At 75.2% G+C, this 22,408-nt stretch carries 17 protein-coding genes and 1 tRNA gene; 9 read left to right on the forward strand and 9 right to left on the reverse strand.

Translation table 11 applies throughout. The annotated features are described in order from the left end of the window. The first annotated feature begins 131 nt into the window (after positions 1-131). Entirely contained in the window at positions 132-5,246 is a 5,115-nt protein-coding gene (locus tag ACIF8T_RS06180; protein ID WP_400031707.1) for a PAS domain-containing protein, read from the forward strand. A gap of 28 nt (positions 5,247-5,274) precedes the next feature. Here ACIF8T_RS06180 and ACIF8T_RS06185 read toward each other — a convergent pair whose 3' ends face one another. After that, positions 5,275-5,856, reverse strand: coding sequence for a TetR family transcriptional regulator (locus ACIF8T_RS06185; protein ID WP_400031709.1), 582 nt, complete (start codon positions 5,854-5,856; stop codon positions 5,275-5,277). Positions 5,857-5,986: 130 nt separating this feature from the next. Between ACIF8T_RS06185 and ACIF8T_RS06190 the strand changes: the two genes are divergently transcribed. Continuing rightward, positions 5,987-7,192 carry an MFS transporter gene (locus ACIF8T_RS06190; protein ID WP_400031711.1) on the forward strand — a complete coding sequence of 402 codons (1,206 nt, stop codon included), beginning with the start codon at positions 5,987-5,989 and terminating at the stop codon, positions 7,190-7,192. 15 nt (positions 7,193-7,207) lie between these two features. Here the strand turns inward: ACIF8T_RS06190 and ACIF8T_RS06195 are convergent, their stop codons facing one another. From ACIF8T_RS06195 to ACIF8T_RS06205, 3 genes are all read right to left on the reverse strand, one after another. Next, positions 7,208-8,863 carry a long-chain fatty acid--CoA ligase gene (locus ACIF8T_RS06195; protein ID WP_400031713.1) on the reverse strand — a complete coding sequence of 552 codons (1,656 nt, stop codon included), beginning with the start codon at positions 8,861-8,863 and terminating at the stop codon, positions 7,208-7,210. 125 nt (positions 8,864-8,988) lie between these two features. Next, on the reverse strand, positions 8,989-9,549 hold the full coding sequence (locus tag ACIF8T_RS06200) for a SigE family RNA polymerase sigma factor (RefSeq protein ID WP_400031715.1): 561 nt from the start codon (positions 9,547-9,549) through the stop codon (positions 8,989-8,991). 283 nt (positions 9,550-9,832) lie between these two features. Next, entirely contained in the window at positions 9,833-10,120 is a 288-nt protein-coding gene (locus tag ACIF8T_RS06205; RefSeq protein ID WP_400031717.1) for a hypothetical protein, read from the reverse strand. A 355-nt stretch (positions 10,121-10,475) separates the two neighbouring features. Between ACIF8T_RS06205 and ACIF8T_RS06210 the strand changes: the two genes are divergently transcribed. The 3 genes from ACIF8T_RS06210 to ACIF8T_RS06220 all read left to right on the forward strand — a co-directional run bounded on the left by ACIF8T_RS06210 (position 10,476) and on the right by ACIF8T_RS06220 (position 12,608). Next, positions 10,476-11,348: a bifunctional DNA primase/polymerase gene (locus ACIF8T_RS06210; RefSeq protein ID WP_400031719.1), complete on the forward strand. Its 873-nt coding sequence runs from the start codon at positions 10,476-10,478 to the stop codon at positions 11,346-11,348. A gap of 196 nt (positions 11,349-11,544) precedes the next feature. Next, positions 11,545-12,003: a hypothetical protein gene (locus ACIF8T_RS06215; protein ID WP_400031721.1), complete on the forward strand. Its 459-nt coding sequence runs from the start codon at positions 11,545-11,547 to the stop codon at positions 12,001-12,003. 41 nt (positions 12,004-12,044) lie between these two features. After that, positions 12,045-12,608, forward strand: a complete 564-nt coding sequence (locus tag ACIF8T_RS06220; RefSeq protein WP_400031723.1) for a DinB family protein — start codon at positions 12,045-12,047, stop codon at positions 12,606-12,608. A 137-nt stretch (positions 12,609-12,745) separates the two neighbouring features. Here the strand turns inward: ACIF8T_RS06220 and ACIF8T_RS06225 are convergent, their stop codons facing one another. From ACIF8T_RS06225 to ACIF8T_RS06235, 3 genes are all read right to left on the reverse strand, one after another. Then, complete coding sequence (locus ACIF8T_RS06225) at positions 12,746-13,597, reverse strand: DUF2637 domain-containing protein (protein WP_400031725.1); 852 nt, start codon at positions 13,595-13,597, stop codon at positions 12,746-12,748. Between the two features lie 594 nt (positions 13,598-14,191). Beyond that, positions 14,192-14,278, reverse strand: a tRNA-Ser gene (locus ACIF8T_RS06230). 63 nt (positions 14,279-14,341) lie between these two features. Further along, positions 14,342-15,817 (reverse strand): trypsin-like peptidase domain-containing protein, encoded by a 1,476-nt coding sequence (locus tag ACIF8T_RS06235; protein ID WP_400031727.1) that lies wholly within the window; start codon positions 15,815-15,817, stop codon positions 14,342-14,344. Between the two features lie 295 nt (positions 15,818-16,112). Between ACIF8T_RS06235 and ACIF8T_RS06240 the strand changes: the two genes are divergently transcribed. From ACIF8T_RS06240 to ACIF8T_RS06250, 3 genes are all read left to right on the forward strand, one after another. Beyond that, positions 16,113-16,940, forward strand: a complete 828-nt coding sequence (locus ACIF8T_RS06240; RefSeq protein WP_400031729.1) for a glycerophosphodiester phosphodiesterase — start codon at positions 16,113-16,115, stop codon at positions 16,938-16,940. A gap of 254 nt (positions 16,941-17,194) precedes the next feature. Next, positions 17,195-17,746 carry an ATP-binding protein gene (locus tag ACIF8T_RS06245; protein ID WP_400031731.1) on the forward strand — a complete coding sequence of 184 codons (552 nt, stop codon included), beginning with the start codon at positions 17,195-17,197 and terminating at the stop codon, positions 17,744-17,746. Positions 17,747-17,887: 141 nt separating this feature from the next. Then, positions 17,888-18,853 (forward strand): DUF5926 family protein, encoded by a 966-nt coding sequence (locus tag ACIF8T_RS06250; RefSeq protein ID WP_400031733.1) that lies wholly within the window; start codon positions 17,888-17,890, stop codon positions 18,851-18,853. A 211-nt stretch (positions 18,854-19,064) separates the two neighbouring features. On the opposite strand, the gene ACIF8T_RS06255 is transcribed toward ACIF8T_RS06250, so the two are convergent. Together ACIF8T_RS06255 and ACIF8T_RS06260 are read right to left on the reverse strand one after the other, a co-directional pair. Further along, a complete protein-coding gene (locus tag ACIF8T_RS06255; RefSeq protein ID WP_400031735.1) occupies positions 19,065-19,649 on the reverse strand; it encodes a hypothetical protein in 585 nt (194 codons plus the stop codon). 56 nt (positions 19,650-19,705) lie between these two features. Beyond that, complete coding sequence (locus ACIF8T_RS06260) at positions 19,706-20,371, reverse strand: bifunctional DNA primase/polymerase (protein WP_400031737.1); 666 nt, start codon at positions 20,369-20,371, stop codon at positions 19,706-19,708. Positions 20,372-20,874: 503 nt separating this feature from the next. On the opposite strand from ACIF8T_RS06260, the gene ACIF8T_RS06265 reads away from it, so the two are divergent. Then, positions 20,875-22,389 (forward strand): PP2C family protein-serine/threonine phosphatase, encoded by a 1,515-nt coding sequence (locus tag ACIF8T_RS06265; protein ID WP_400031739.1) that lies wholly within the window; start codon positions 20,875-20,877, stop codon positions 22,387-22,389. Positions 22,390-22,408 lie beyond the last annotated feature (19 nt).

The following is a 22,408-nucleotide window of genomic DNA, read 5'->3' on the forward strand; positions in this document are numbered from 1 at the left end:
GCGACCTCCCTCTCATCCGGCGTCGCGAGCGCAATCCCAGCCCTTAGACTCCCTCGCGTGACACGCTGCGGACCGGTTGGCAAGATGGCCCGAGCGGTCGGCAAGGTGCGGTAACAGGGAGGAAGCGTCTCGTGAGCAGCAGGCCATCCCGAGGCGCTGCTCGCCTCGCAGCCATACTGGACGCGCTCCCCGACGCGTTGGTGCTGGTCAACGCCAACGGGACGGTGGTCAACGCCAACACCATCGCGCTGGAGGCGTTCGAGACGCCGGGGACCGCGCTGGTGGGCCGGGGACTGCTGGACCTGCTGCCGCAGTTCGACTCCAAGCTCATCCCGGGCTCCATGCGGCGGCCCGACCACATCGACCCGCGGGCCAGGACCAAGCCGACCCGGATGATCGCGCGGCGCACCGACGGCAGCGAGTTCCCCGTCGAGGTCACGAGCGCGAATCTGGAGACCGGGAAGCAGGCCTACGACACCTACGGCTACACCGGCGACGAGCTGCTGATGCTCGTCGTGCGCGACCTGTCCGGCACCGTCGACACCGAGGCCGAGCTGGCGCGGTCGCAGCGGCAGACCGAGATGATCCTGCGGGCCGCCGCCGAGGGCGTGGTGGGCACCGACACGGACGGCCGGATCGTCCTGGTCAACCCCGCCGCCGCCCAGATCCTGGGCTACCGGGCCAGCGACCTCGGCGGACGCGAGCTGCACACCCTCGTGCTGCACTCGCGCGCCGACGGCTCCCCCTTCCCGTACGACGAGTCGCCGCTCGCCGACACCCTCAAGTCCGGGCGCAAGCACCGGGTGCGCGGGCAGGTGCTGTACGCCAAGAACGGCGACCAGGTGTCCGTCGACCTGACGACCGCGCCGGTGCGCGACGGCGACCAGCTCGTCGGCGCCGTGATGACCTTCACCGACCGGCGGCCGTACGACGCGCTGGTGGCGGAGAAGGAGGAGGCGGAGAAGCGGCACGCCGAGGAGCTGGAGCGGATCGCCGAGGAGCACGCCTCCGAACTCACCGCCCTGCGCCAGAAGCACGTCACCGAGCTGGAGGAGCTCGCCGAGCAGCACGCGGAGGAGCTCGCCGCCGGCGAGGAGCGGTACGCGGCGCTCGGGGAGCGCGAGAAGGACCGGTACGAGGCGCTCGCCGCCCGGCACGAGCAGCTGCTGACGCTGCTCGGGCAGTCGCTGCGCGGCCCCCTGGAGGAGCTGCGCCGCGAGCTGTCGGCGCTGGCCGCGGACGACGCCGGGCAGCTGTGGCCCGAGGCCAACCAGGTGCTGCACCACCTGTCGGCGGGCTACTCGCGGATCACCACCCTCATCGACAACGTCCTCGGCTACCAGCGGCTCGACACCGGGAGCGAGGCGGTCGCCCGGACGAAGGTGATGCTGGACGCCGTCGTCGCCGCCGGTGTCGACGGGGCCGTCGAGCTGGTCGGGCCCGGACGGGTCCAGTTCGCCGTGCACGCGCCGCCCATCGAGGCCGAGGTCGATCCCCGGCTGCTCGCCACCGCCCTCGCGCACCTCGTCGCGGACGTGGCGGGCGTCGACGCGACCGGCAACGCGCCCGTCTCCGCGGGCGGTTACATGGACAACACCGTCGTGGTGGCGGCGGCGCAGCGCGGCGAGGTCGTCCGCATCGAGGTGCGCGGGCCGTACGCCGGGGGCGACCCGGTGCACGAGCCGATCGTGCGCGGGATCGTCCGGGCCCACGGCGGCGTGCTGCAGACGCACGAGGTGCCGGGCATGAGCGGCAGCGCCTACGTGCTGGAGGTGCCGCTCGGGGGCGGGGCGGGGGCCGTCGCGGCCGGGGCGCCCGCTCAGGCCGGGCCTCCGGCGCTGGGTCCGGCCGGCGAGGAGGCCGCGGCGGAGGCCTCCGCCGCGGAGCCGGCCCCGGGCGGCGGGCGGCGCCGGGCGCGGCGGGCCTCCGTCGACGCCTTCCTGGACGGCGAGGTCCCGGGCGGGGCCGAGGGCGCCGAGGCGGCGGAGGACTCCGAGGGCGCCGGCGGCCCCGGTGCGGAGGGCGCGGTGCCGACCGGGCGGCGCAGGCGGCGGGCGGCGGCCGCGGAGCCGGCCGCGCAGGACCGGGCGGCGGAGGCGGCCGCCGAGGGCGGTGCCGTCTCGGGCGGTACCGGGCGGCGGCGCGGGCGTCCCGCCGAGGGCGTCGGCGCGGAGCCCGCCGAGGACGGCGCCGGTACGGGAGTGCCCGCGTCCTCGGGCGTCTCGGAGGGGGCCGTCGTCACGGCCGCCGAGCACGCCGCCGGGACCGCCGCCTCGGGGACGGGGCTGGGCGGGACCGTACCGCCGCAGGGCGTGCCCGCGCCGTCGGGACGGCGTGCCCGGCGCGACACCGGCGAACAACACGCCCTGCCGCCGGCGCTGCCCGCGCCGTCCGGCGGGGCGGGGACGCCGCAGGCCCAGCTTCCGCAGGCCCAGGAGCAGACACAGACCCAGAGCCAGCCGACCGGGCGGCGCCGGCGGGCCCTGGCCGCCGCGAACGAGCGGGCCGCCGCGCAGGAGGCGGCGCCCCGCGCGGTGTTCGCCCTGCCGCCGGCCGAGGCGGACCAGGGGCCGGACGCGGCGGCGTCCGCGGCGCAGGTGGGCACGGTGCCCGGCGCCGTGCCGGCGCCCGTCCCCGGGCCCGCCGCCTCGGGTGACGCGCTGATCGACGAGGAGCGGCACGACGCCGTACCGCACGACCGGTCCGACGACCACACCCCGCCGCAGCCCCATCCCACCAGTGCGCCGACGGGCCGCCGCCGACGGGCGGTCGCCCGGCCGGCGGAGGCGACCGGGGATCCCGGGGCGTCCGGGATCCCCGCGCAGGCGGCCGCCGCGCAGGGGGTGCCCGGACAGGCGGGCGCGGTGGAGGCGACTCCCCCGGCGCCGGGTACGGCGGTGGCGCCCCAGGGCAACGCCGCGGTGCCTCCGCAGGGCGTGGCGGTTCCCGCCCAGGGCAACGCCGTGCCTCCGCAGGGTGCGCCTGTACCGCCGCAGGGTGCCCCCGTGCCTCCGCAGGGGGTTCCGGCCCTCGGGCAGGGCGTGGCGGCTCCCGCCCAGGGCAACGCCGTACCCCCGCAAGGTGCCCCCGTGCCTCCGCAGGGGGTTCCGGCCCTCGGGCAGGGCGTGGCGGTTCCCGCGCAGGGGAACACCGTGCCGTCTCAGGGTGTGGCGGTAGCCCCGCAGGGCCTTGCGGTGCCGCCGCAGGGAGTCGCGGTGCCCCCGCAGGGGAACGCGGTGGCGCAGCCGGGCGCGGCCGTGCCGCCGCAGGGTGTCGCCGTGCCGCCGCAGGGCAACGCGGTGTCTCCGCAGGGCGTGGCCCCGCAGGGCTCCCCCGTTCCCCCGCAGGGCGCGGCTCTGACGCCGCAGGGCGACGCCGTGCCGCCCCAGGGCTCTCCCGTCCCCCCGCAGGGCGCACCTGTGCTCGCGCAGGGCAACACCGTGCCGCCGCAGGGCGTCCCGGTGTCCCCGCAGGGCGTCCCCGTACCCCCGCAGGCCACCCCGGCCCAGGGCGTGCCGGCCGCCGGTCCGGCCCCCGTCACGCAGCCCCAGCCCCACGGTCAGCCGCAGCCGCAGTCACAGCCGCTGCCCCCGCCGCAGGCCGTCCCGCAGGACGCGTCCGGGCAGGTGGCGCTGCCCGCGCAGCAGGCCGTCCCCGCCGGTCAGCCGCTGCCGCAGCCGGCCGCACCCGGGCAGGCGCCCGCCGGCATCCCGGCCGAGGCCGCCGCGCCGGGTCAGGTCCCGCCGGCGGCGGACCGGCCCGCCGCCGACCAGCCGCTGACGGCCGGGCAGGGCCCGGGCCCGCAGGCGTGGCCCGCCGCCGGCACGCCGGGTGCCGGGACGCCCGTACCGCCGCACGAGACCGGGCCCGTACCGCAGCACCCCGGCACCCCGGTCCCGCCGCACGCGACCGGCCCCACCCCCGTACCGCCGCCCGACGGCGCTCGGCCCGCCGTCCCCCCGCACGCGGACGCGGGCCCCGTACCGGCTCCGGTCCCGCCGCAGGCGACGCCCGCGCCCGGCACCCCCCTGCCGCCCGACGGCGCGGCGCGGCGGGTGGCGCAGCCGTTGCCCGCCGAGGCCGGGGCGCCGGTGGACCCGAACTCGACGCAGGGGCGGGCGATCAGCGTGCGGACGCTGGGGCAGGGCGTGCCGTTCAACCGGCAGGCGGCCCAGGTCCAGCAGCCCGCGGCCGGTCCCGCACCGCAGCCGTCGGCCACGCCCGCGCCGCACCAGCCGGGCGGCTCGGGACGCCGCCGCAAGCTCGGGACGCCGCCCGAGCCGGCCGCGCGCCCGGAGCAGGCCGGACAGCCGCCGCAGGCCGCGCAGGCCGCGGCCCAGCCGCACCTCCAGCACGCGCCGGCCGGGCAGTCCCGGCTCGCGCCGGGCACCGAGGGCGCCGGCCGGTCGTACGCCATAGGCGCGCCCGACGAGAACGCCGCCGAGGGACCCGAGCCGCTGGACGGGCCCGGCGGGGCCGTCGAGGTCGCCGACCCGCCGCGGCCGCAGCCGATGGACGACGAACTGCCGCCCGAGCCGCTGGACAACCCGCGCCGGCTGCTGGTGTGGCCCGCGCCGGACGTCGGCACGCAGCAGGCGCTGAGCGACCGCGGCTACCGGCCGGTGATCGTGCACTCGCGCGAGGAGGTCGACGCGCAGATCGCGGCGTTCCCCGCCGCGCTGTTCGTGGACCCGCTGACCGGTCCGATCACGCGCACGGCGCTGCAGTCGCTGCGGCAGGCCGCCGTGGCCGCCGAGGTGCCGGTGCTGGTGACGGCCGGGCTCGGGCAGGCCTCGCGGGACGCGGCCTACGGCGCCGACCCCGCCGTCCTGCTCAAGGCGCTCGCGCCCCGGGACAGCGAGCAGCACCCGCCGCGCGTGCTGCTCATCGAGGAGCACGCCGAGATCGCGCTGGCGCTGACCGCGACCCTGGAGCGGCGCGGGATGCAGGTGGCGCGGGCCGCGAGCGACGCGGACGCGGTGGCCCTGGCCGGGCAGTTCCGGCCGAACCTGGTCGTGATGGACCTGATGCAGGTGCACCGGCGCCGGGCCGGGATCGTGGACTGGCTGCGTGCGAACGGGCAGCTCAACCGCACCCCGCTCGTCGTCTACACCGCCGCCGTCGACCCGGCCGACCTGCCGCGTCTGGCGTCCGGCGAAACGGTGCTGTTCCTCGCGGAACGGTCCACCAGCGGCGAGGTGCAGGCGCGGATCGTGGACCTGCTGGCGCGGATCGGCACCAACTGAGCGGGCGGCCCCGGGGCGGCCCGGGGCGTCAGCCCGTGGCCGCCAGCCGGCGGACCGCCTCCCGCACGGACGCCCGCAGCCGCTCCTGGTCCGCCTCCCGGTCGCCGACCAGGATGCGCCGCATCTGCGGGACGACCACGGCCCAGTTGACCACCGCGGTGAGCAGGAACAGCAGGTCCCGTGCCGGGACGGCGTCGGTGACGACACCCCGGTCCTGGCCGTCCCGCAGGGCGGCGACCTTGCGGGCGTAGTGCTCCTGGCGCTCGTCCTCGTGGGGCAGTTCCGCCGTGCCGTACTCCAGGCCCTCCCAGAAGAGCAGGCGGAGCAGTTCGGGGTGGGCGGCGTGGTAGTCCATCAGCCGGTCGGCCCAGCCCTCGATGTCGTCCGGGTCGACGGGGACGGCCTCGGCGAGGTCCACCATCTTCTTCTCCAGGACGGACGCGAACAGCTCCGCCTTGTTGCCGAAGTAGGCATAGATGAGCTGCTTGTTGGCCTTCGCCTCGGCGGCGATGCGGTCGATGCGGGCACCCGCGATGCCGTGCCGGGCGAACTCGGCGACCGCCGCCTCGAAGATGCGGGCTCTGGTGGCCTCGGGGTCCCTTGTTGCCATGGGCACAGGGTAGCGCGCGGGGTAACCAACTGTTTGGTTGACAGGGAATGGGAACCCTCCGCACACTGTTCCACCCGAAGTCCAACCAACCGGTTGGTTACTGGAGCAGGCTCGAAGGAGTCCCCGGCTCATGGCCTCAGCGAACACCGCCCGCCGCACCGCCCGCCCAGGGTCCGCCCGGCGGCCGCGCGCCGCGGCACCCGCCCTCTTCCTCACCCTGCTGTCCGTCTGCAGCGCGGTGACGGCGGCCAACATCTACCTCGCCGCCCCGCTGCTGTCCCTGATGGCCCGCGACTTCGGCTCGGCCCCCTCGGCCGTCGCCTGGATCGCCTCGGTCGCGCAGGCCGGCTACGCCGTCGGCCTGCTCTTCTTCGCCCCGCTGGGCGACAGCGTGAACCGGCGCCGCCTGGTCGCCGCCCTCACGCTCGTCACCACCCTCGCGCTCGCGGCGAGCGCGGCGGCGCCGGGGACGACCGCGCTGGCCGCGGCCGTCTTCGTCGCCTCGGCCGCCACCGTCGTCCCCCAGCTGCTCGTCCCGCTGGTCGCCGAACGCGCCCCCGCCGACCGCCGCGCCCGCCACGTCGCGGCCGTCGTCGCCGGGCTGTTCACCGGCATCGTCGCGGCCCGGGTGCTCGGCGGACTGGCCGGGCAGGCGTTCGGCTGGCGGTGGGTGTTCGCGGGGGCCGCCGTGCTGACGGCCGCCCTGGGGCTGGCGACCGCCTTCGTCCTGCCGTCCGGGCGGCGGGCCCGGGCCGGCTCCCCGCTCTCCGTCCTCGCCACCCTGCCGTCGCTGGTCCGCCGCTCGCCCGACCTGTGGCGCGCGTGCCTGCGGCAGGCCGGGATATTCGGCGCCTGGAGCGCGCTGTGGACCTCGCTCGCGCTGCTGCTGACGGGCCCGGACTACGGCCTGTCCACCGCCACCGCCGGCCTCTTCGGCCTCTTCGGCCTCGCGTCCAGTGCGGTGGCGCCACTGGCCGGCGGGCTGGTCGACCGGTTCGGCGCCGCCCGGGTCGTCGGCTCCGCGTACCTGCTGGCCGCCGTGTCCGTGCCACTGTTCTGGCTGGGCGGGCACCTGATGGCGGCCCTGTCCGCCGCCGCGCTCGCTATCCACGCGGCGCTGGTGGCCTCGCACGTCGCCAACCAGACCCTGGCCCTGACGACCACCACCACCCCGGCCGCCGCCAACACGGCCTACGTCGTCTCCGGCTTCGCGGGCGGCGCCGCCGCCTCGGCCCTGGCGGGCCCCGCCTTCACCCACGCGGGCTGGGGCGGGGTGTGCGCGGTGGCGGGACTGTGGCTGGTGACCGGCTGGGGCGCCACGGCCGTACGGCGGTGACGCCCCGGCCCGGGCTCAGAGCCGGGTGACGTCCAGCGCGCCCTCCGCGTACTGCCGGCGCAGCACCTTCTTGTCGAACTTGCCGACGCTCGTCTTCGGCACCGACGCGATGACCGTCCACCGCTCCGGCAGCTGCCACCTGGCGATCTTGCCCTCGTCGGCGAGGAAGGCGCGCAGGGTCTCGAAGTCGGCGGTGGAGCCCTCCTTGAGGACGACCGTGGCCAGCGGGCGCTCGCCCCACTTGTCGTCCGGGACGGCCACGACGGCGGCCTCGGCGACGTCCGGGTGGGCCATCAGGGCGTTCTCCAGCTCCACCGAGGAGATCCACTCGCCGCCGGACTTGATGACGTCCTTGGCGCGGTCGGTGAGGGTGAGGAAGCCGTCGGGGGAGATGGTGCCGACGTCGCCGGTCTTCAGCCAGCCGTCCTCGCTGAACTTGTCGGCGGGGCGCAGCGGTTCGGCGTCGGGGCCGTTGTAGTAGGCGCCGGCGATCCACGCGCCGCGGACCTCCAGCTCGCCGGCGGACTCGCCGTCCCAGGGGAGGCGCTCGCCGCCGGGGCCGGTGAGGCGGGCCTCGACGCCGGCCGGGAAGCGGCCCTGGGTGAGGCGGTAGGCGAACTCCTCGTCGGTGCCGACCGCGTGCGCCGGGGGCCGGGCGACGGTGCCGAGCGGCGAGGTCTCGGTCATGCCCCAGGCGTGGCAGACCCGCATGCCCAGCTGGTCGAACGCCTCCATCAGGGAGGGCGGACAGGCGGAGCCGCCGATGGTGACCTGGGTGAGGGAGGAGACGTCGCGCGGCTTGGCGGTCAGCTCGGCGAGCAGGCCCTGCCAGATGGTGGGGACGGCGGCCGCGTGGGTCGGCCTCTGCGTCTCGATCATCTCGGCGAGCGGGGCCGGCTGGAGGAACCGGTCCGGCATCAGCATGTTCACGCCGGTCATGAAGGTGGCGTGCGGCAGGCCCCAGGCGTTGACGTGGAACTGCGGCACCACGACCAGCGAGGTGTCCTGGTCGGTCAGCCCCATCGACTGGGCCATGTTGACCTGCATCGAGTGCAGGTAGATCGAACGGTGGCTGTAGACCACGCCCTTGGGGTCGCCGGTGGTGCCGGAGGTGTAGCACATGGCCGCGGCCCGGCGCTCGTCCAGCTCCGGCCAGTCGTACGCCGTCGGCTTCCCGGCGATCAGCTCCTCGTACTCGTGCACCCGCGCGGTCGCGTCCGCGAGCAGGGAGCGGTCGCCCGGGCCGAAGACGACCACGTGCTCGACCGTCTTCAGGTGCGGCAGCAGCGGGGCGAGCAGCGGGAGCAGCGAGCCGTTGGCGATGATCACCCGGTCGGCGGCGTGGTTGACGATCCAGGCCAGCTGCTCCGCCGGCAGGCGCAGGTTGAGGGTGTGCAGCACCGCGCCCATGGAGGGGATGGCGAAGTACGCCTCCACGTGCTCGGCGTTGTTCCAGGCCAGGGTCGCCACCCGCTCGTCCTCGACGACGCCGAGGTCGTCCCCGAGCGCGTGGGCCAGCTGGGCCGCGCGGGCGCCGATCTCGGCGAAGGAGCGACGGTGCGGTTCGCCCTCACCCGTCCAGGTGGTCACCTGCGACGTCCCGTGGATCGTCGACCCGTGGGCCAGGATCCTCGAAATCAGCAGCGGTACGTCCTGCATGGTGCTCAGCACGGCGTCCTCCCGGGCGACATTGCCTGCGTGGCGGTAGGGGTCGCGCTGATTCTGCGCACATACCACGCGGTATGTCACTAGCCACGGATGATCGATCACCCGACGTCATGCGACGCGTTGCCCCACTATCGGACAATTCCCAGCTCAGGATCGTCCCGGAGCTTGCCCAGCGCGCGGGAGACGGCCGACTTCACCGTGCCGGTCGAGACGCCGAGCACCTCGGCGGTCTGGGCCTCGCTGAGGTCCTCGTAGTACCTGAGGACGACCATCGCCCGCTGCCGGGCGGGCAGCCGCATGATCGCCCGCCACATCGCGTCGCGCAGGGCCTGCCGCTCGGCCGGGTCGCCGCCCCAGCCGGGCAGGGTCTCCGGCTCCGGCAGCTCGTCGGTCGCGAACTCGTCGACCCGGCGCTTGCGCCACTGCGAGGTCCGCGTGTTGACCAGGGCCCGGCGCACGTAGCCGTCGAGCGCGCGGTGGTCCTCGATGCGCTCCCAGGCCACGTACGTCTTGGTGAGCGCGGTCTGCAGCAGGTCCTCGGCGTCGCTGGGGTTCCCGGTGAGCGACCGGGCGGTCCGCAGCAGCACCGGCCGGCGTGCCTTCACGTACGACGAGAACGACGGGTACGCGAGGGCCTGCGTCGCCGGAGCAGCGGCGTTCGAGGCGCTGGTGCAGACGGGTGTGGTCATGGCTCCACGCTATGAGCGGGCACGCCTCCCGCGGATCGGCCGCAGGTGCCGAAGAGGAGTCCCCCTCAGGTTGTAGGGGCCGGGGCGGCCGCACCTCCTGAAGGTGGAGGAGGAGAGGAGGCGCCCTGGGGGTTCACCCCTGCGGGGCGCGGCCGCGGTTCACCCCCGGGGAGTGCGCACAACGTCCGCGCGGCGGTGCCGGAGCACCGCCGCGCGGACGTTGTCACCCCATCGAGCACACCTGCACCGGGGACGAGGGGGCCGGCGCACCGGCCCCCTCAGCTCACCACCACAGCGGCGTGAAGGAGACGGCCACGTTGTCGTTGCCCTGGTTGACGGCCGTGAACGCGGATCCGTTGACCTGGGCGGTGTTGCTCTGGTTCGAGGCACCGGAGCCCAGGGCCTGCTGCTGGGTGGTGGCCGAGGTGCCGAAGTTGTCGCCGCCGACGCCGCTGCCGACGACCCCCGCCAGCGCGCCGTTGTCCGCCGCCGCGACACCGGCGAAGAGGGCGGCGGCGAGCGGCAGGGCGGAGACGGCGGCGATGACACGGGCGGTACGGATGCTTGCCATGTGTGTTCCTCCAGAACCCAGTACGCACCGGCTCATGGCCGTGGGTGCGTGAAGTACGGCTGTCACCGGGGGAGTCGGCCGTCCGCCCCGGTGTGGTGCACGACGTCGCGAGATCAGGGTTGCCCACCGCATCCCGGCGAACCACCTCGGAAGCCGCCCTTCGCACGCAAGCGTGATGACTTGTCGATAAACCCTGTTGCGCCCCTTCCGTCACAGGCCGGGACACTCCGGTCTGCCCCACCCCAAGCACCGCAAGAGGGAAATCGTTTCGGTGAACATCCCGCCCCTTTCCGCGCCCCGGCGTGTCGCCTCCCACCCTCTTCCTTTTTTCGAACGTATGTACGAACATGGAGTCATGGCCACCCCCGACCGGCAGGCCACGACGCTGGCCCTCGCGCACGCCCTGTCAGCCGCCGAACGCGGCCTGGCCGTCCTCCCCCTGTCCCGGACCAAGCTCCCGGCCCTGCGCTCCCCCCACCGCGACGACCCGGACCCGGCGGGCCCGCCCTGCCACGGCGAGTGCGGCCGCCCCGGCCACGGGGTCCACGACGCCACCACCGACCCGGCCCGCATCCGCGCCCTGTTCGCCGCCGCGCCCTGGGCGACCGGCTACGGCATCGCCTGCGGCCTGCCCCCGCACCACCTGATCGGCATCGACCTGGACGTGAAGACGGGCACGGACGCCTCGGCCGCACTGCGCGAACTGGCCCTGCGGCACCTGTTCACGATCCCCGCCACCGTGGTCGTGCTGACCCCGAGCGGCGGCCGCCACCTGTGGCTGAGCGGCCCGCCCGACGCCGTCGTGCCCAACTCGGCGGGCCGCCTGGCCCCCGGCATCGACGTCCGGGGCGCCGGCGGCTACCTGGTCGGCCCCGGCTCCCGCACCGACCACGGCCTCTACACCGCCGCACCGGGCACCCTGCACCTGGCCCCCGCCCCCTGCCCGCCGGCCCTGCTGCGCCTGCTGGTCCCGCCGCCCCGCGCGCACCACGCCACGCCCCCGTCGGCGGGCGGGCACGGCCAGGGCCTGGTCCAGTTCGTCCTCGCGGCGCACGAGGGCCAGCGCAACACCCGCCTGTTCTGGGCCGCCTGCCGCGCCTACGAGGACGGCATCGGCCCCGCCCTGGCCGAGTCCCTGGTCGGCGCGGCCCGCCGCACCGGCCTGTCCGAACGCGAGGCCCGCGTGACGATCGCGTCGGCGGCCCGCATGACGGGACACCGGCCGTGAGGCGGCGGGGGCCACGGGACGGCCGGGGCGGGACCGGGACGCGCGGGCCCCGGCGGGGCGGGCCGGAGGGGCGCACGTGACGGCGCGGACGGGTCGCGGAGCACGACGGCGGCCCGCGGCCCGTGACGAGGCGAAGGCCGGACGACCCGCCCGCGAGCAGGGGCCGAACACCGCCCCCGGACACCGGAAGACCCCCATGCACCACCGCACCGGAGGACCGGCCCTGGCGCTCGCCCGCGTCGTCCTCACCTCCGGCCGCTCGGTCGACCTCTCCGACCTGCGGTTCACCGCGACGTACGGCGCGCTGCCGGACGGCTACCCCTGCAAGCCCGTGAACGACCTGAGGATCGAGGGCCTGCTGCGGGCCGCCGAGCGCGCGTTCCCCGCCACGCCGGTCCACCTCCTCACGCCCCCGCGCGACCGTCCCGACCAGTACGCGGGCGCCCTCGGGCCCGTGGAGGTGCTGCCGGCCGTGGCCTGCGTCGGCGGTTTCCACTCCACGGCCCTCGACCCGGCCCGCGACCCGGTCCTGTACCGCTCCCGCCTCACCGTGGTCTGGTTCCAGCAGGCCCCGCGCCTCCCGTCCGGCCGCGACGCGGAACCGGCCCTGCGCGAGCTGCCGTGGGAGTCGCTGGCCCGGGACCAGGAGCTCTGAGGACGCTGTCGCCTCCGGGCCGCGTGCGCGAGGGTCGGCCCATGAGCGACGCGCGCGTTCCACGGACCCGGTCGCTGCGCCGGCAGTTCGAGTTGACCTGGTCCCTGTTCGAGTACCACCCGGAGCGGCTGGAGCCGGAGGACTTCCTGTGGGAACCCGCGGCGCACTGCTGGACGGTGCGCCGGGCCGCCGACGGCACCTGGGTCCCGGACCGGGCCGGCACCGAGCCGGACCCGGTGCCCGTGCCGACCGTCGCGTGGCTGAGCCGGCACCTGGGCTGGTGGTGGAGCACGGCCCTCGACCACGCGCGGGGGCTGCCGCCCCGGGACCGGGCGGACGTCACCTGGCCCGGCGAGGGCGCCGCGGCCGTCGCGTGGCTGCGGGGCCTGCGCACGGACTGGCTCGCGGTCCTGGACGGCCTCACCGACGCGGACCCGGACGCCACGGCCCCGTTCCCGTGGCCGCCCGGCTCCGGGTACCGCGTCGCCCACATGATCGGCCGGGTGAACACCGAACTCACCGAGAACGCCGCGGAGATCGGCCGGCTGCGCCTGCTGCGGGCCGCCTCGCCCACCGCTCCCGCCCCGCCGCCGAGGGGGACGTGATCACCGCCGGGCGCCGCCACGCGCCGGTGGTGCGCGGTCGGGCCCCGCGGGACGGCACGGGGCCGCCGGCCGCCTGTGACGAGCCGTGGCCTGCCGGTGCGCGCGGGCGTTCCCGCGCGACGCGCCGGCCGGCCCGCTCACCGCGCCTTATGGGGCGGCACCTGGGGTGCCCGGCCCGGAGGGGCCGGAGCCGGTCCGGTGCCGGGGGCTTCCGGGGCGGAACCCCGCAGCCGGTGCCGGGGCGTCGTGCGCCGCGGGGGACGGGTGAGGGTGATCAGGCGGACCAGCTGCTGGAAGCAGGCCAGCGACGCGATGCACGGCAGGGCCGCCGCCAGCTGGCCCGTGACCGACCTCGGCGACTGCAGGACGCACATCAGGACCGCGGTCGCCGAGAAGAAGAGCACCACGCACCAGGAGTGGACGGCGCGCCGCTGGTGCAGCGCGGCCCTCAGGACGGAGAGGGCTCCCACCAGCCAGGGCCCGTACACGAGCAGGGGCCACCAGGGGACCACGCCGCTCGACGCGCGGGACGCGGCCACGAAGTGCAGGGGGCTGTAGGCGACGATGCCGCCGAAGAGGCTCACCGCGGAGGCGACCACCGCGGCCAGTCCGGCGATGGACAGGCTGAGCACGCGCAGGCGGCCGGGACGCCGGCGTCCGCGGGCTCTGCGGTGCCCCCCGGAGACCTGCCGCAGCGGCGGCAGTTCCGCCGTGATCTCCTGCAGGTTGCTCATCGGTGTGCCGGGCGCCGGATCGGTGACCGGCGCCTCCCGGCGGGCCGCGGGGATCCGCGGGCGCGGCTCGCGGTTCTCCTCCATGGCGTCCTGCAGCATGAAGGCCAGTTCTTCGGCGGGATCCCAGATCAGGTCCGCGGGGACCGGGTGGTCCAGGAAGACGTCCGCCGGAGCCCGGTGCCGGCCCGTGCCGGCCTCCTGGAACACGTCCGGCCGACCGAAGAGGTCACGGTGATCGATCTGTTCGTCGTACACGATGCGTCCCGACTATTCCGCCGGGGAGAGAACGGAGCGGCCCTGAGTTCCGAGCCAGCGGCGGGAGAGATCCGCTTCCAGGCGGCTCATCGCCTCCAGGAATTCCCGGAACAACGGCTCGGTCACCCGGAGCGTCACCGGCAGTCCGCCTTTGGTCAGAGTTCCGTTGACAGTGGCCGACGAGTGTCTCGGAGCGGGGATGTACGTGTACGGACCGAGTACCACCGCTCGGCCGACCGGCTCACCCACTCGCTCCCGACCTGCGAGAAGCCTGGTGAACCCGACCTCGGTTGCCTTCGTCATGTACCAACTAACGCCCGCCCACTTTCACGGACACTGCGGCGAAAGAGTGAAGGAATTCACGGAAAAGTATTTTGTCGCAGTCGCCGCGGAACCTATTTATCGCTGTATGACAATCAATACGGATATCTGCCGACCGGTGGCATCGGGCGGAAAATACTTTTCCGCCGCGATGCGGTCGTCCGAGAAAGACGTGGTCGTCCGAGAAAGCACACCGCCCCTGCGGGCGGGGCCGGCCACGCGAAAGGCCCCCGGCCGGCACTCGGTCGGGGGCCCTGCTCACTGCTCATCGCGCGGAGGCGGTGGGATTTGAACCCACGGTGACATCGCTGCCACGACGGTTTTCAAGACCGTTCCCTTAGGCCGCTCGGGCACGCCTCCCCGCGCCGGCCGTGATCGGCGGCGCGGGGACAAGGGTAACGGGTCGGCCGGCGCGCGCGGGGGTCAGTTGTCGCCGACGCGGGAGCCGAGGGTGAGCTCGACCGTGCGCTCCTTGCCGTCGCGCTCGTAGGTGATCGTGACCTTGTCGCCGGGCTGGTGGGTCCAGATCTCGCCGATCAGGGTCGGGCCGGAGTCGATCACCCGGTCGTCGAGCTTGGTGATGACGTCGCCGGGCCGCAGACCGGCCCGGTCGGCGGGACCGCCCGACTCGACCGGATCGGAGCCGCCGGCACCCTGGTCGGTGATCTGCGCGCCGCCGGAGGTGTCCTCCAGGGAGACCGAGGCGCCGATCTTCGCGTACACGGGCTTGCCTGTCTTGATCAGCTGCTGGGCGACGTACGTGGCCTGGTTGATCGGGATGGCGAAGCCGAGGCCGATCGAGCCGGACTGGCCGGTGCCGAAGCCGCCGTTGCCGGTGGACTGGATCGCGGAGTTGATGCCGATCACGTTGCCCTGGGCGTCCAGCAGCGGGCCGCCGGAGTTGCCCGGGTTGATCGAGGCGTCGGTCTGCAGGGCGCTCATGTAGGAGGCCTGGCTGCCGGTGCCGTCGCTGGAGGCCACCGGGCGGTTCTTGGCGCTGATGATGCCGGTCGTCACCGTGTCGGACAGGCCGAAGGGGGCGCCGATGGCGATCGTCGAGTCGCCGACGGCCACCTTGTCGGAGTCGCCCAGGGTGAGCGGCTTCAGGTCCGAGGGCGCGCTCTTGAGCTTGATGACGGCGACGTCGTAGCCCTGCGCGTTGCCGACCACCTCGGCGTCGTACTTCCTGCCGCTCGGGAAGGTCGCGGTGAGCTTGCCGCCGTCGACGGCGCTGGCCACCACGTGGTTGTTGGTGACGATGTGGCCCTGCTTGTCGAAGACGAACCCGGTGCCGGTGCCGCCCTCGCCGCTGGAGCTCTCGGCCTCGATGGTGACCGTGCTCGGCAGCGCCTTGGCGGCCACCGCGGCGACCGTGCCCGGGTCGCGCTTGACGTCGCCGCCGCTGGTGGAGGCGGAGACCGTGGTCGAGCCGGTGCCGTCGTCGTTGTTCCTGGCCAGGGTGTAGCCGAGGCCGCCGCCCAGGCCGCCCGCGACCAGCGCCGCCGCCAGGACCGCGGCGACCAGGCCGCCGCGGCCGCCGCGCGCCTTCGGCTCCGGCTGCTGGTAGGAGGAACCCCAGCCGCCCGCGCCCGGTCCGGCACCGCCGCCGAAGGCCGGGCCGGGGGTGCCGGGCGGCGGGGGCGGGGGCCAGGAGGCGTCGGGCGCCGAACCGGAGCCGGCCGGTGCCGGACCGGGCGCGGAGCCGTGGGCCGACGGATCGGGCACGGGGGCCTGGGCCGACGGGCCGGGGTATCCGGAGGGCCGGTCGCCGGGCGCGGCCGGGGCGCCGCTGTCCGGAGCCGCGTGCTCCTGGTGCGTGCGAGCAGCGGGAGCGTCCACCGGCACGGGGGGTGCGGACGGGGCGGGCGGTACCGCGGTGCCCTCGTTCTCGGTGCTCACAGCTTCTCTCCTCGATCCACGGCTGTTGTCCTAGGTCGCACTCGGTCGCTTTCGGTCACGTTCGCTCACGCGGTTACGGTCCGGCGCGATCAGCTGTGCCTGTCCTTTTGTATGCCGTCAGCTTTTCCCACGGGCCGTCAGGGCACCATAAGCGGTGGCTGTGGGTCCGGGGTCATTCTTTATATAGGGCATTAGTAACGAAAGAGGCGCAATCCCTATGCCTCCGTCCGGACCGTCACCGCCGGGGCGTCCGTCCGACCGGACGTCTACCCGCGCGCGGTGGCACCATGACGCGGTGACCCACGCACGGCAGCACCTGATCCGAGTCGTCGCTCACCGCGGGGCCTCCGAGGACGCCCCGGAGCACACCCTGGCCGCGTACCGGAAGGCGATCGAGGACGGTGCCGACGCCCTCGAATGCGATGTGCGCCTGACGGCCGACGGACACCTGGTGTGCGTCCACGACCGTCGCGTCAACCGTACGTCCAACGGCCGCGGCGCGGTCTCGGCGCTGGAACTCGACGACCTCGCCGCCCTGGACTTCGGCTCGTGGAAGACGCGCGACGCCTTCCGGGGACGCGACGAGGAACCCGACTGGGAGCACCGCCCGGAGGACCGGGAGGCCACCTCCGTCCTCACCCTGGAACGGCTGCTGGAACTCGTCGCCGACGCCGGGCGCCGGGTGGAGCTGGCCATCGAGACCAAGCACCCCACGCGCTGGGCGGGCCAGGTCGAGGAGCGGCTGCTGCTCCTGCTGAAGCGGTTCGGGCTGGACGCGCCGGCCGACCCGCGGGAGTCGCCGGTGCGCGTCATGAGCTTCTCGGCGCGCTCGCTGCACCGCGTGCACGCCGCCTCGCCGACGCTGCCGACCGTCTACCTGATGCAGTTCGTGACGCCCCGGCTGCGCGACGGGCGGCTCCCCACGGGCGTCCGGATCGCGGGCCCCTCGGTGCGGATCGTGCGCGGTCACCCGGCGTACGTCGAGCGCCTGAAGCAGGCCGGGCACGAGGTGCACGTCTGGACGGTCGACGCGCCGCGGGACGTGGAGCGCTGCGTCGACCTGGGCGTCGACGCGATCATCACCAACCGGCCGCGCGCGGTGCTCGACCAGCTCGGCCGCTGACCACCCGCCCTGTCACCGAACATCACGTCCGTCCCACATTTCCCGCACGCCTCTTGACCCCCGCCGCACGGCGGCCCCATCCTCACCTCCCGGCCACACCGACGAAATCCAGCCATCTGCTGACAGGGAGTGCTCCGGCGCATTCGCTCCGTGTCCGACCGTTGCGGGTGCGTCTCCGGCAGGCGACCGGCCGGTTTCCGGTACAGGCCAATGGGGCATCCACACCGTGGCGTGGGGCGAAGGAGGTCTCGGGGGTGGCGTTGGTGGTGGCACAGGAAGTGCCCACGTCGTCGAGCATGGCCGTACCCCATGGCCCTGCGGGCGTGGGGGAGGCGCGGCACCGGATGCGTGACCAGCTGCGCAGGGGCGGTGTCGCGGAACCGGTCATCGACGACGCCGTACTGATCCTGTCCGAGCTGTTGAGCAATGCGTGCAAGCACGGCCGGCCCCTGGGCGGCGCCCTGGCGGGGGACGGTGACGTCCGCGCCGCCTGGCGCGTGGACCCCTGCGGCCGGCTCGTCGTCGAGGTCACGGACGGCGGCGGCCCGACCCGCCCGGCGCCGGCCACCCCGTCGGTCACCGCGCACGGCGGCCGCGGGCTGAACATCATCACCGCGCTGGCCGACGACTGGGGCGTGCGCGACGACGTCCGGGGCGAGGTCACGGTGTGGGTGGTGGTCCACGACGACGTGTACGACCCGGACGCGGGCCACCGGCGCGACGACTTCGCGACGCGCGTCGCCGCCCCGCCGGTGTCCTCCCTGCCCGGGCTGGACTTCGCGGACGCCTTCGAGGACCTGGACTGACCCGCGCCCCGCTACACCGCGGGCCCCGCGGCGTCCCGTCGCCGCCCCGGTCGGCACGCCCCCTCCGGCATCCCGTCGCTCTCCGCGCGAACGGCTAGGCTCGGCGCCCGTACGAGACGCCGTAACCGGGAGACACCCACGATGGCCAAGAAGCGACCCCAGACGAAGGCCGAGCGCCCGCAGCTCACGGACGGGGAGATCCCGGTCGTCGGCGCCCGCGAGCCCTGCCCGTGCGGCAGCGGCCGCCGCTACAAGGCGTGCCACGGCCGGGCCGCCGCCCAGGCCGCGACCGAGCTCGTGCACCGCCCGTTCGAGGGCCTGCCGGGCGAGTGCGACTGGGTGGCGCTGCGCGAGCTGGTGCCGGCCGCCACGGTCGGGCTGACCCTCAAGGACGGCCTGCCCGAGGGCGTCCCGTCGGTCACGCTGGCCACGGTCCTGCCCATGGCGTGGCCCGCCCTGCGCCGCGACGACGGCTCGGTGCTGCTCGGCCTGCAGAACGACACCGCCTCCGGCGACATCAGCCGCGACCTCGCCGACACCCTCCGGCGCGCCCTCCAGGCGCAGCCCGGCACGCCGGTGCAGGGCCGGCGCGCCCCGGCCGACGGCCCGCGCCTGCAGGACCTGCTCGACCCGGAAGGCGGGTTCGAGCCAGTTGTGCACAGCGGCTTCGAGTTCTGGGTGCCGGACCCGGAGAACGCCACCCCGGAGGTCGCCGCCTCGCTGGAGCGGGCCAACGCCGCGGCGATCCCGACCGTCAGGCTGCAGGGCGTGGACGCCGCGTACTGGTGCGAGACCCCGGAGAAGAACCACCTGCGCTGGGTCATGCCGCACCCGGAGGAGCAGCTTCTGGACGCCCTCGCGCGGCTGCACGCGGCGGGCCGGTCGAGCCTCGGCGAGGGCACCCGCCTCGTGGGCTCCTTCCGGGCGCACGGGCTGACCGTGCCGGTGTGGGACCTGCCGAGCGAGGTCGGCGCGCAGGACGTGGAGAAGCCGGCCGCCGCGTTCGCCGAGCGGCTCGCCGAGGCCCTGGCCGTCCAGGAGCCGCTCACCGCGGACGAGCGCCGGGCGCGCGGCGGTCTGACCAACCGCCAGGTCACCCTCAGCTGACCTGCGGCCCGGCCCGGCGCGTGCGCGGCGGCCGGGCCACCGCACAACTCCCCGCGCGGACAAGCCAGTCGGTGACCGGAAAGACCGAGATCGAATTTGCGAACCGCCGATCTCTTGTTACCGTTCCCGTAGCCCGGTTGCTGGTGCATCCCCCGTCGCCAGCAACCGGGTCTTTCCGTTCCGGCGGCCGCTCACCCACCGCAGCCGTTCGTCAACTGCCCGTTTCCTCGGGCGAGTTGCTCCCCGAGCGCAGCAGCAGCGGCCCCCGCCCGATCCGGTCCGCGAACTCCGCGACCGCGGTGTACGCCGCCAGGTCCCCGCGGCTCGGCTCCCTCGGCGTCTCGCAGGTCCCCGGCTCGTCCCCGGCGCCCACCGGGCAGTGGATCTGCACGGTCCGGCCGCCCGGCCCCATGAAGCTGAGCACGGCGCCCAGCGCCCGCCCCGTCGCGTTGCGGTAGTACGTCCGCGCCCAGGTCCGCGTGCCCTGCACGAGCACGCACGTCTGCGCCTCGATGCCGTCGGGGGACGCCAGGTCGGGACCGCAGCGCACGGCGGTGGACAGGCCGGCGCCGAGCGGCAGCGGGGAGGAGGGCGGCGCTTTTCCGTCACCGCGCGGGGTGGGGCGTACGGGACCGGGCGCGAAGGTGCGGACGCCCGCGTCCCGTTCCTCGCGTACGGAGCCCGCCGACGCCACCGCCCAGGGCAGCACGACCGCGCACGTCACCACCACGCCCGCGAGGGCGAGGGGACGGGTTCTTCGAGGGTCCCGGGCTCGGCCCCCGGCATGACGCGGCATGGCCCCGGAAGATAACGCCCCGGGGCGGGTGCCGGGCGGGAGCGCGCCCGACACCCTCAGAACTCGGGCGCGCTCACACCCGTACGAGTGAGGGCCTCGACCACGGCGTCCACCACGGCCTCCACGTCCGGCACCCACGGCGCAGCCGAGCCGGGCAGCGGGGCGCGCTCCCAGCGGACCTCGCCGCGCCCGGTCCCGGAGGGGGGCAGGGCCAGGTAGCCGCCCTCGCCGTGGAAGCGCAGGGAGCCCGGCACGAAGTCCTGGGCGTACAGCAGCTCGCCGAGCCGCTCCATGGAGTACGGCTGGACGAGGATCGCCCAGCGCTCGGCGGAGGCGACGACGGGGCCGAGCCGCATGCCGCGGCGGTCCAGGGCGGCGAGGGCGCGGGCGGCCGGCAGGGCGGGCAGCGAGACCGCGCAGGGCGCCCGGCCGCCGGTGGCCAGGATGATCGGCGCGCCGGGCCGGTTGGTCCACCACCAGCGCACCATGCGGGCGTCGGTGGTGGCCGCGAGGAGGCCGGGGTCGAAGGGGTGCGCGCCGGGAACCGTGCACTCCGGGTCGGGGCAGCCGCAGCGGGACCTGCCCTGCGGGTCCGCCGCCACGCCCGGGAGCACGGGCCACCGCCACTGCGTCGCGAAGGTCAGGGCCGCGCCGATCACCTCAGACCCCTCGTCCTTCCGCCGGGACAGGAGCCTGCGTCGCCTTCCGAGGATCTCGCGCATGAGCGCTCGTTCCTTTCCGTTGCACGCCTGGCAACACCGTGGGTCACATCACACCATGTGTCGATCACTTCACTGTGCGTACCTGTTGGCGCATCACACCCCAGCCGGAGGCACGGGGAACCCCTGGGGGCCGTGCACGGGCTGCATCCGCTGCCGCTCCGCCCCTACTGCGTCGGTCGAAAGCACGGGCCTGGCGTGGGGTGGCGAAGTCTGGCGTTTTGCCGTCGCGCGTATTTCTCTCCGCCTCCACCACGGGAGGATGGGGCACGGCCGTCGGTGGATAGGACGCCCGGGTCCGTCACCAGGTTCCGGGCGGTCGCCCGCCACCCCTGGCCTTCACCGAGTACGTACCCATCACGACCGCTGTGACGCTCCGTCGAGCAGGCCCAGTCGACCGCAATAACCCGTCCCCTGCGGCAGTTTTAAGCCAACTTCGCATTTCCGCAAGGGGAAGAGAAGAAGTTCCCTTCAGCCTCACGGACACCAGGAATCCCAGCAGGACAATGCTGGACATCTCCTCACGAGTGCGTGTACATGTGGAGACACTGCTAGCGACGCAGAATGACATGGGGGTTTGCGATGCTTTTGAGCAGTACGTGCCGGTCGGAAAGCCGGACGCCATGAACGCCCCGCACCCTCCGAAAGTGGCTGGAATCGACTCGACGGTTCCGGCCCCCGCACACACTGTCGCGCCTGTCGCGACGGGTGCCTCCCCGACCGCCCCGCCAAACCCCCTGAACGCACCCGGCGCGGTCCTCCAGGACCGGCTCGCCGGCTGGGTGTCGGACCTCACCACCCTCCACGAACTCACCGAGCGCCTGGCCCGCACGGACGTGCTCCCCGCGGCGCTCGAGGAACTGCTCCGCGCCGGGGCCGCCCTGGTGGGCGCCCGGCGCGGACTCGTCGTGCTGGAACCCGCCGACGGCCGCGGCCCCGACACCACCATCGGCCTCGGCCTCGGCCTCGCCGACCTCGGCCACATCGAGACCGTGCCGCGCAGCTCCCTGTCGTACGGGCGGATCCTCGACGGGCTGCCGGGCGGCGACCGCGAGATCGCCCAGCCCGACCTGTTCGCCGAGGAGGGGCTCGACCCCCGCCACCGCGAGGTCGCCGCCCGCCTCGGCTACGCCGCCAGCTACGCCCTCCCCCTGTCCACCGACGCCACCGGCCGCCTGGGCGCCGCCGTGTGGCTCTACGACGAGCCGGCCGAGCCCTCCGAGCGCCGCCGCCACCTCGTCGGCCTGTACGCCCGCTACGCCGGGGAGCACCTCGCCCGGCTCCTGGAGGTCGAGCGCACGCGCGCGTGCATGGCGACCCTGACGGAGGAGCTGCTCCCCTCCCGCCTGCCCCGCGTGCCCGGCGTCCAGCTCGCCGCCCGCCGCCGCACCGGCCCGCGCGGCGGCGGCGACTGGTACGACGCGCTGCCGCTGCCGGACTCGGCGCTCGGCCTGGCCGTCGGGTCGGTCACCGGGTCGGGGCCCGGCGCCGTCGCCGCGACGGGCCGGCTGCGGGCCTCCCTGCGGGCGTACGCCGTGATGGAGGGCGAGGACCCGGTCGCCGTCCTGTCCGACCTGGAGCTGCTGCTGCGGCTGACCGAGCCCGCCCGGTCGGCGACCGCCCTGTTCGGCTACTGCGAGCCCGCCGCCCGCAAGATCACCCTGGCCGGGGCCGGGCACAGCCCGCCGCTGCTGATCGGCCGGCACCGCACGGAGTTCGTGGAGACCTCCGTCTCCGCGCCCCTGGGCATGCTCGCCTGCTGGGAGGCGCCGAGCGTGGAGATCCACGCCGAGCCCGGCGAGACGGTGCTGATGTACACCGACGGGCTGCTGCACCGCACCGGGGAGGCCACCGACCGCGCCTTCGCCCGGCTGCACGCGGCGGCCGCCGGCGTCCCCCGGGCGCTGCGCGGCGACCCGGGCGCCGTCGCCGACCACGTCCTGCGCGGCGTGCTGCCGGACGCGCGGGGAGGCGCCGACAGCGAGGAGGACGTGGTGCTGCTGGCGGCGCGCTTCGAGTGACGCACCTCGCCCGATCGGC

Origin of the sequence: Streptomyces sp. NPDC085946, from assembly GCF_044540485.1 — a bacterium.
Classification (GTDB): Bacteria; Actinomycetota; Actinomycetes; order Streptomycetales; family Streptomycetaceae; genus Streptomyces.

What these genes read in the sequence shown, in the direction of transcription:
- ACIF8T_RS06210 (WP_400031719.1), top strand. Translation starts at nt 10,476, where the DNA reads ATGGCCACCCCCGACCGGCAGGCCACGACGCTGGCCCTCGCGCACGCC.
- ACIF8T_RS06185 (WP_400031709.1), bottom strand. Translation starts at nt 5,856, where the DNA reads ATGGCAACAAGGGACCCCGAGGCCACCAGAGCCCGCATCTTCGAGGCG.
- ACIF8T_RS06220 (WP_400031723.1), top strand. Translation starts at nt 12,045, where the DNA reads ATGAGCGACGCGCGCGTTCCACGGACCCGGTCGCTGCGCCGGCAGTTC.
- ACIF8T_RS06255 (WP_400031735.1), bottom strand. Translation starts at nt 19,649, where the DNA reads ATGCCGCGTCATGCCGGGGGCCGAGCCCGGGACCCTCGAAGAACCCGT.
- ACIF8T_RS06205 (WP_400031717.1), bottom strand. Translation starts at nt 10,120, where the DNA reads ATGGCAAGCATCCGTACCGCCCGTGTCATCGCCGCCGTCTCCGCCCTG.
- ACIF8T_RS06190 (WP_400031711.1), top strand. Translation starts at nt 5,987, where the DNA reads ATGGCCTCAGCGAACACCGCCCGCCGCACCGCCCGCCCAGGGTCCGCC.
- ACIF8T_RS06250 (WP_400031733.1), top strand. Translation starts at nt 17,888, where the DNA reads ATGGCCAAGAAGCGACCCCAGACGAAGGCCGAGCGCCCGCAGCTCACG.
- ACIF8T_RS06215 (WP_400031721.1), top strand. Translation starts at nt 11,545, where the DNA reads ATGCACCACCGCACCGGAGGACCGGCCCTGGCGCTCGCCCGCGTCGTC.
- ACIF8T_RS06260 (WP_400031737.1), bottom strand. Translation starts at nt 20,371, where the DNA reads ATGCGCGAGATCCTCGGAAGGCGACGCAGGCTCCTGTCCCGGCGGAAG.
- ACIF8T_RS06265 (WP_400031739.1), top strand. Translation starts at nt 20,875, where the DNA reads ATGCTGGACATCTCCTCACGAGTGCGTGTACATGTGGAGACACTGCTA.
- ACIF8T_RS06200 (WP_400031715.1), bottom strand. Translation starts at nt 9,549, where the DNA reads ATGACCACACCCGTCTGCACCAGCGCCTCGAACGCCGCTGCTCCGGCG.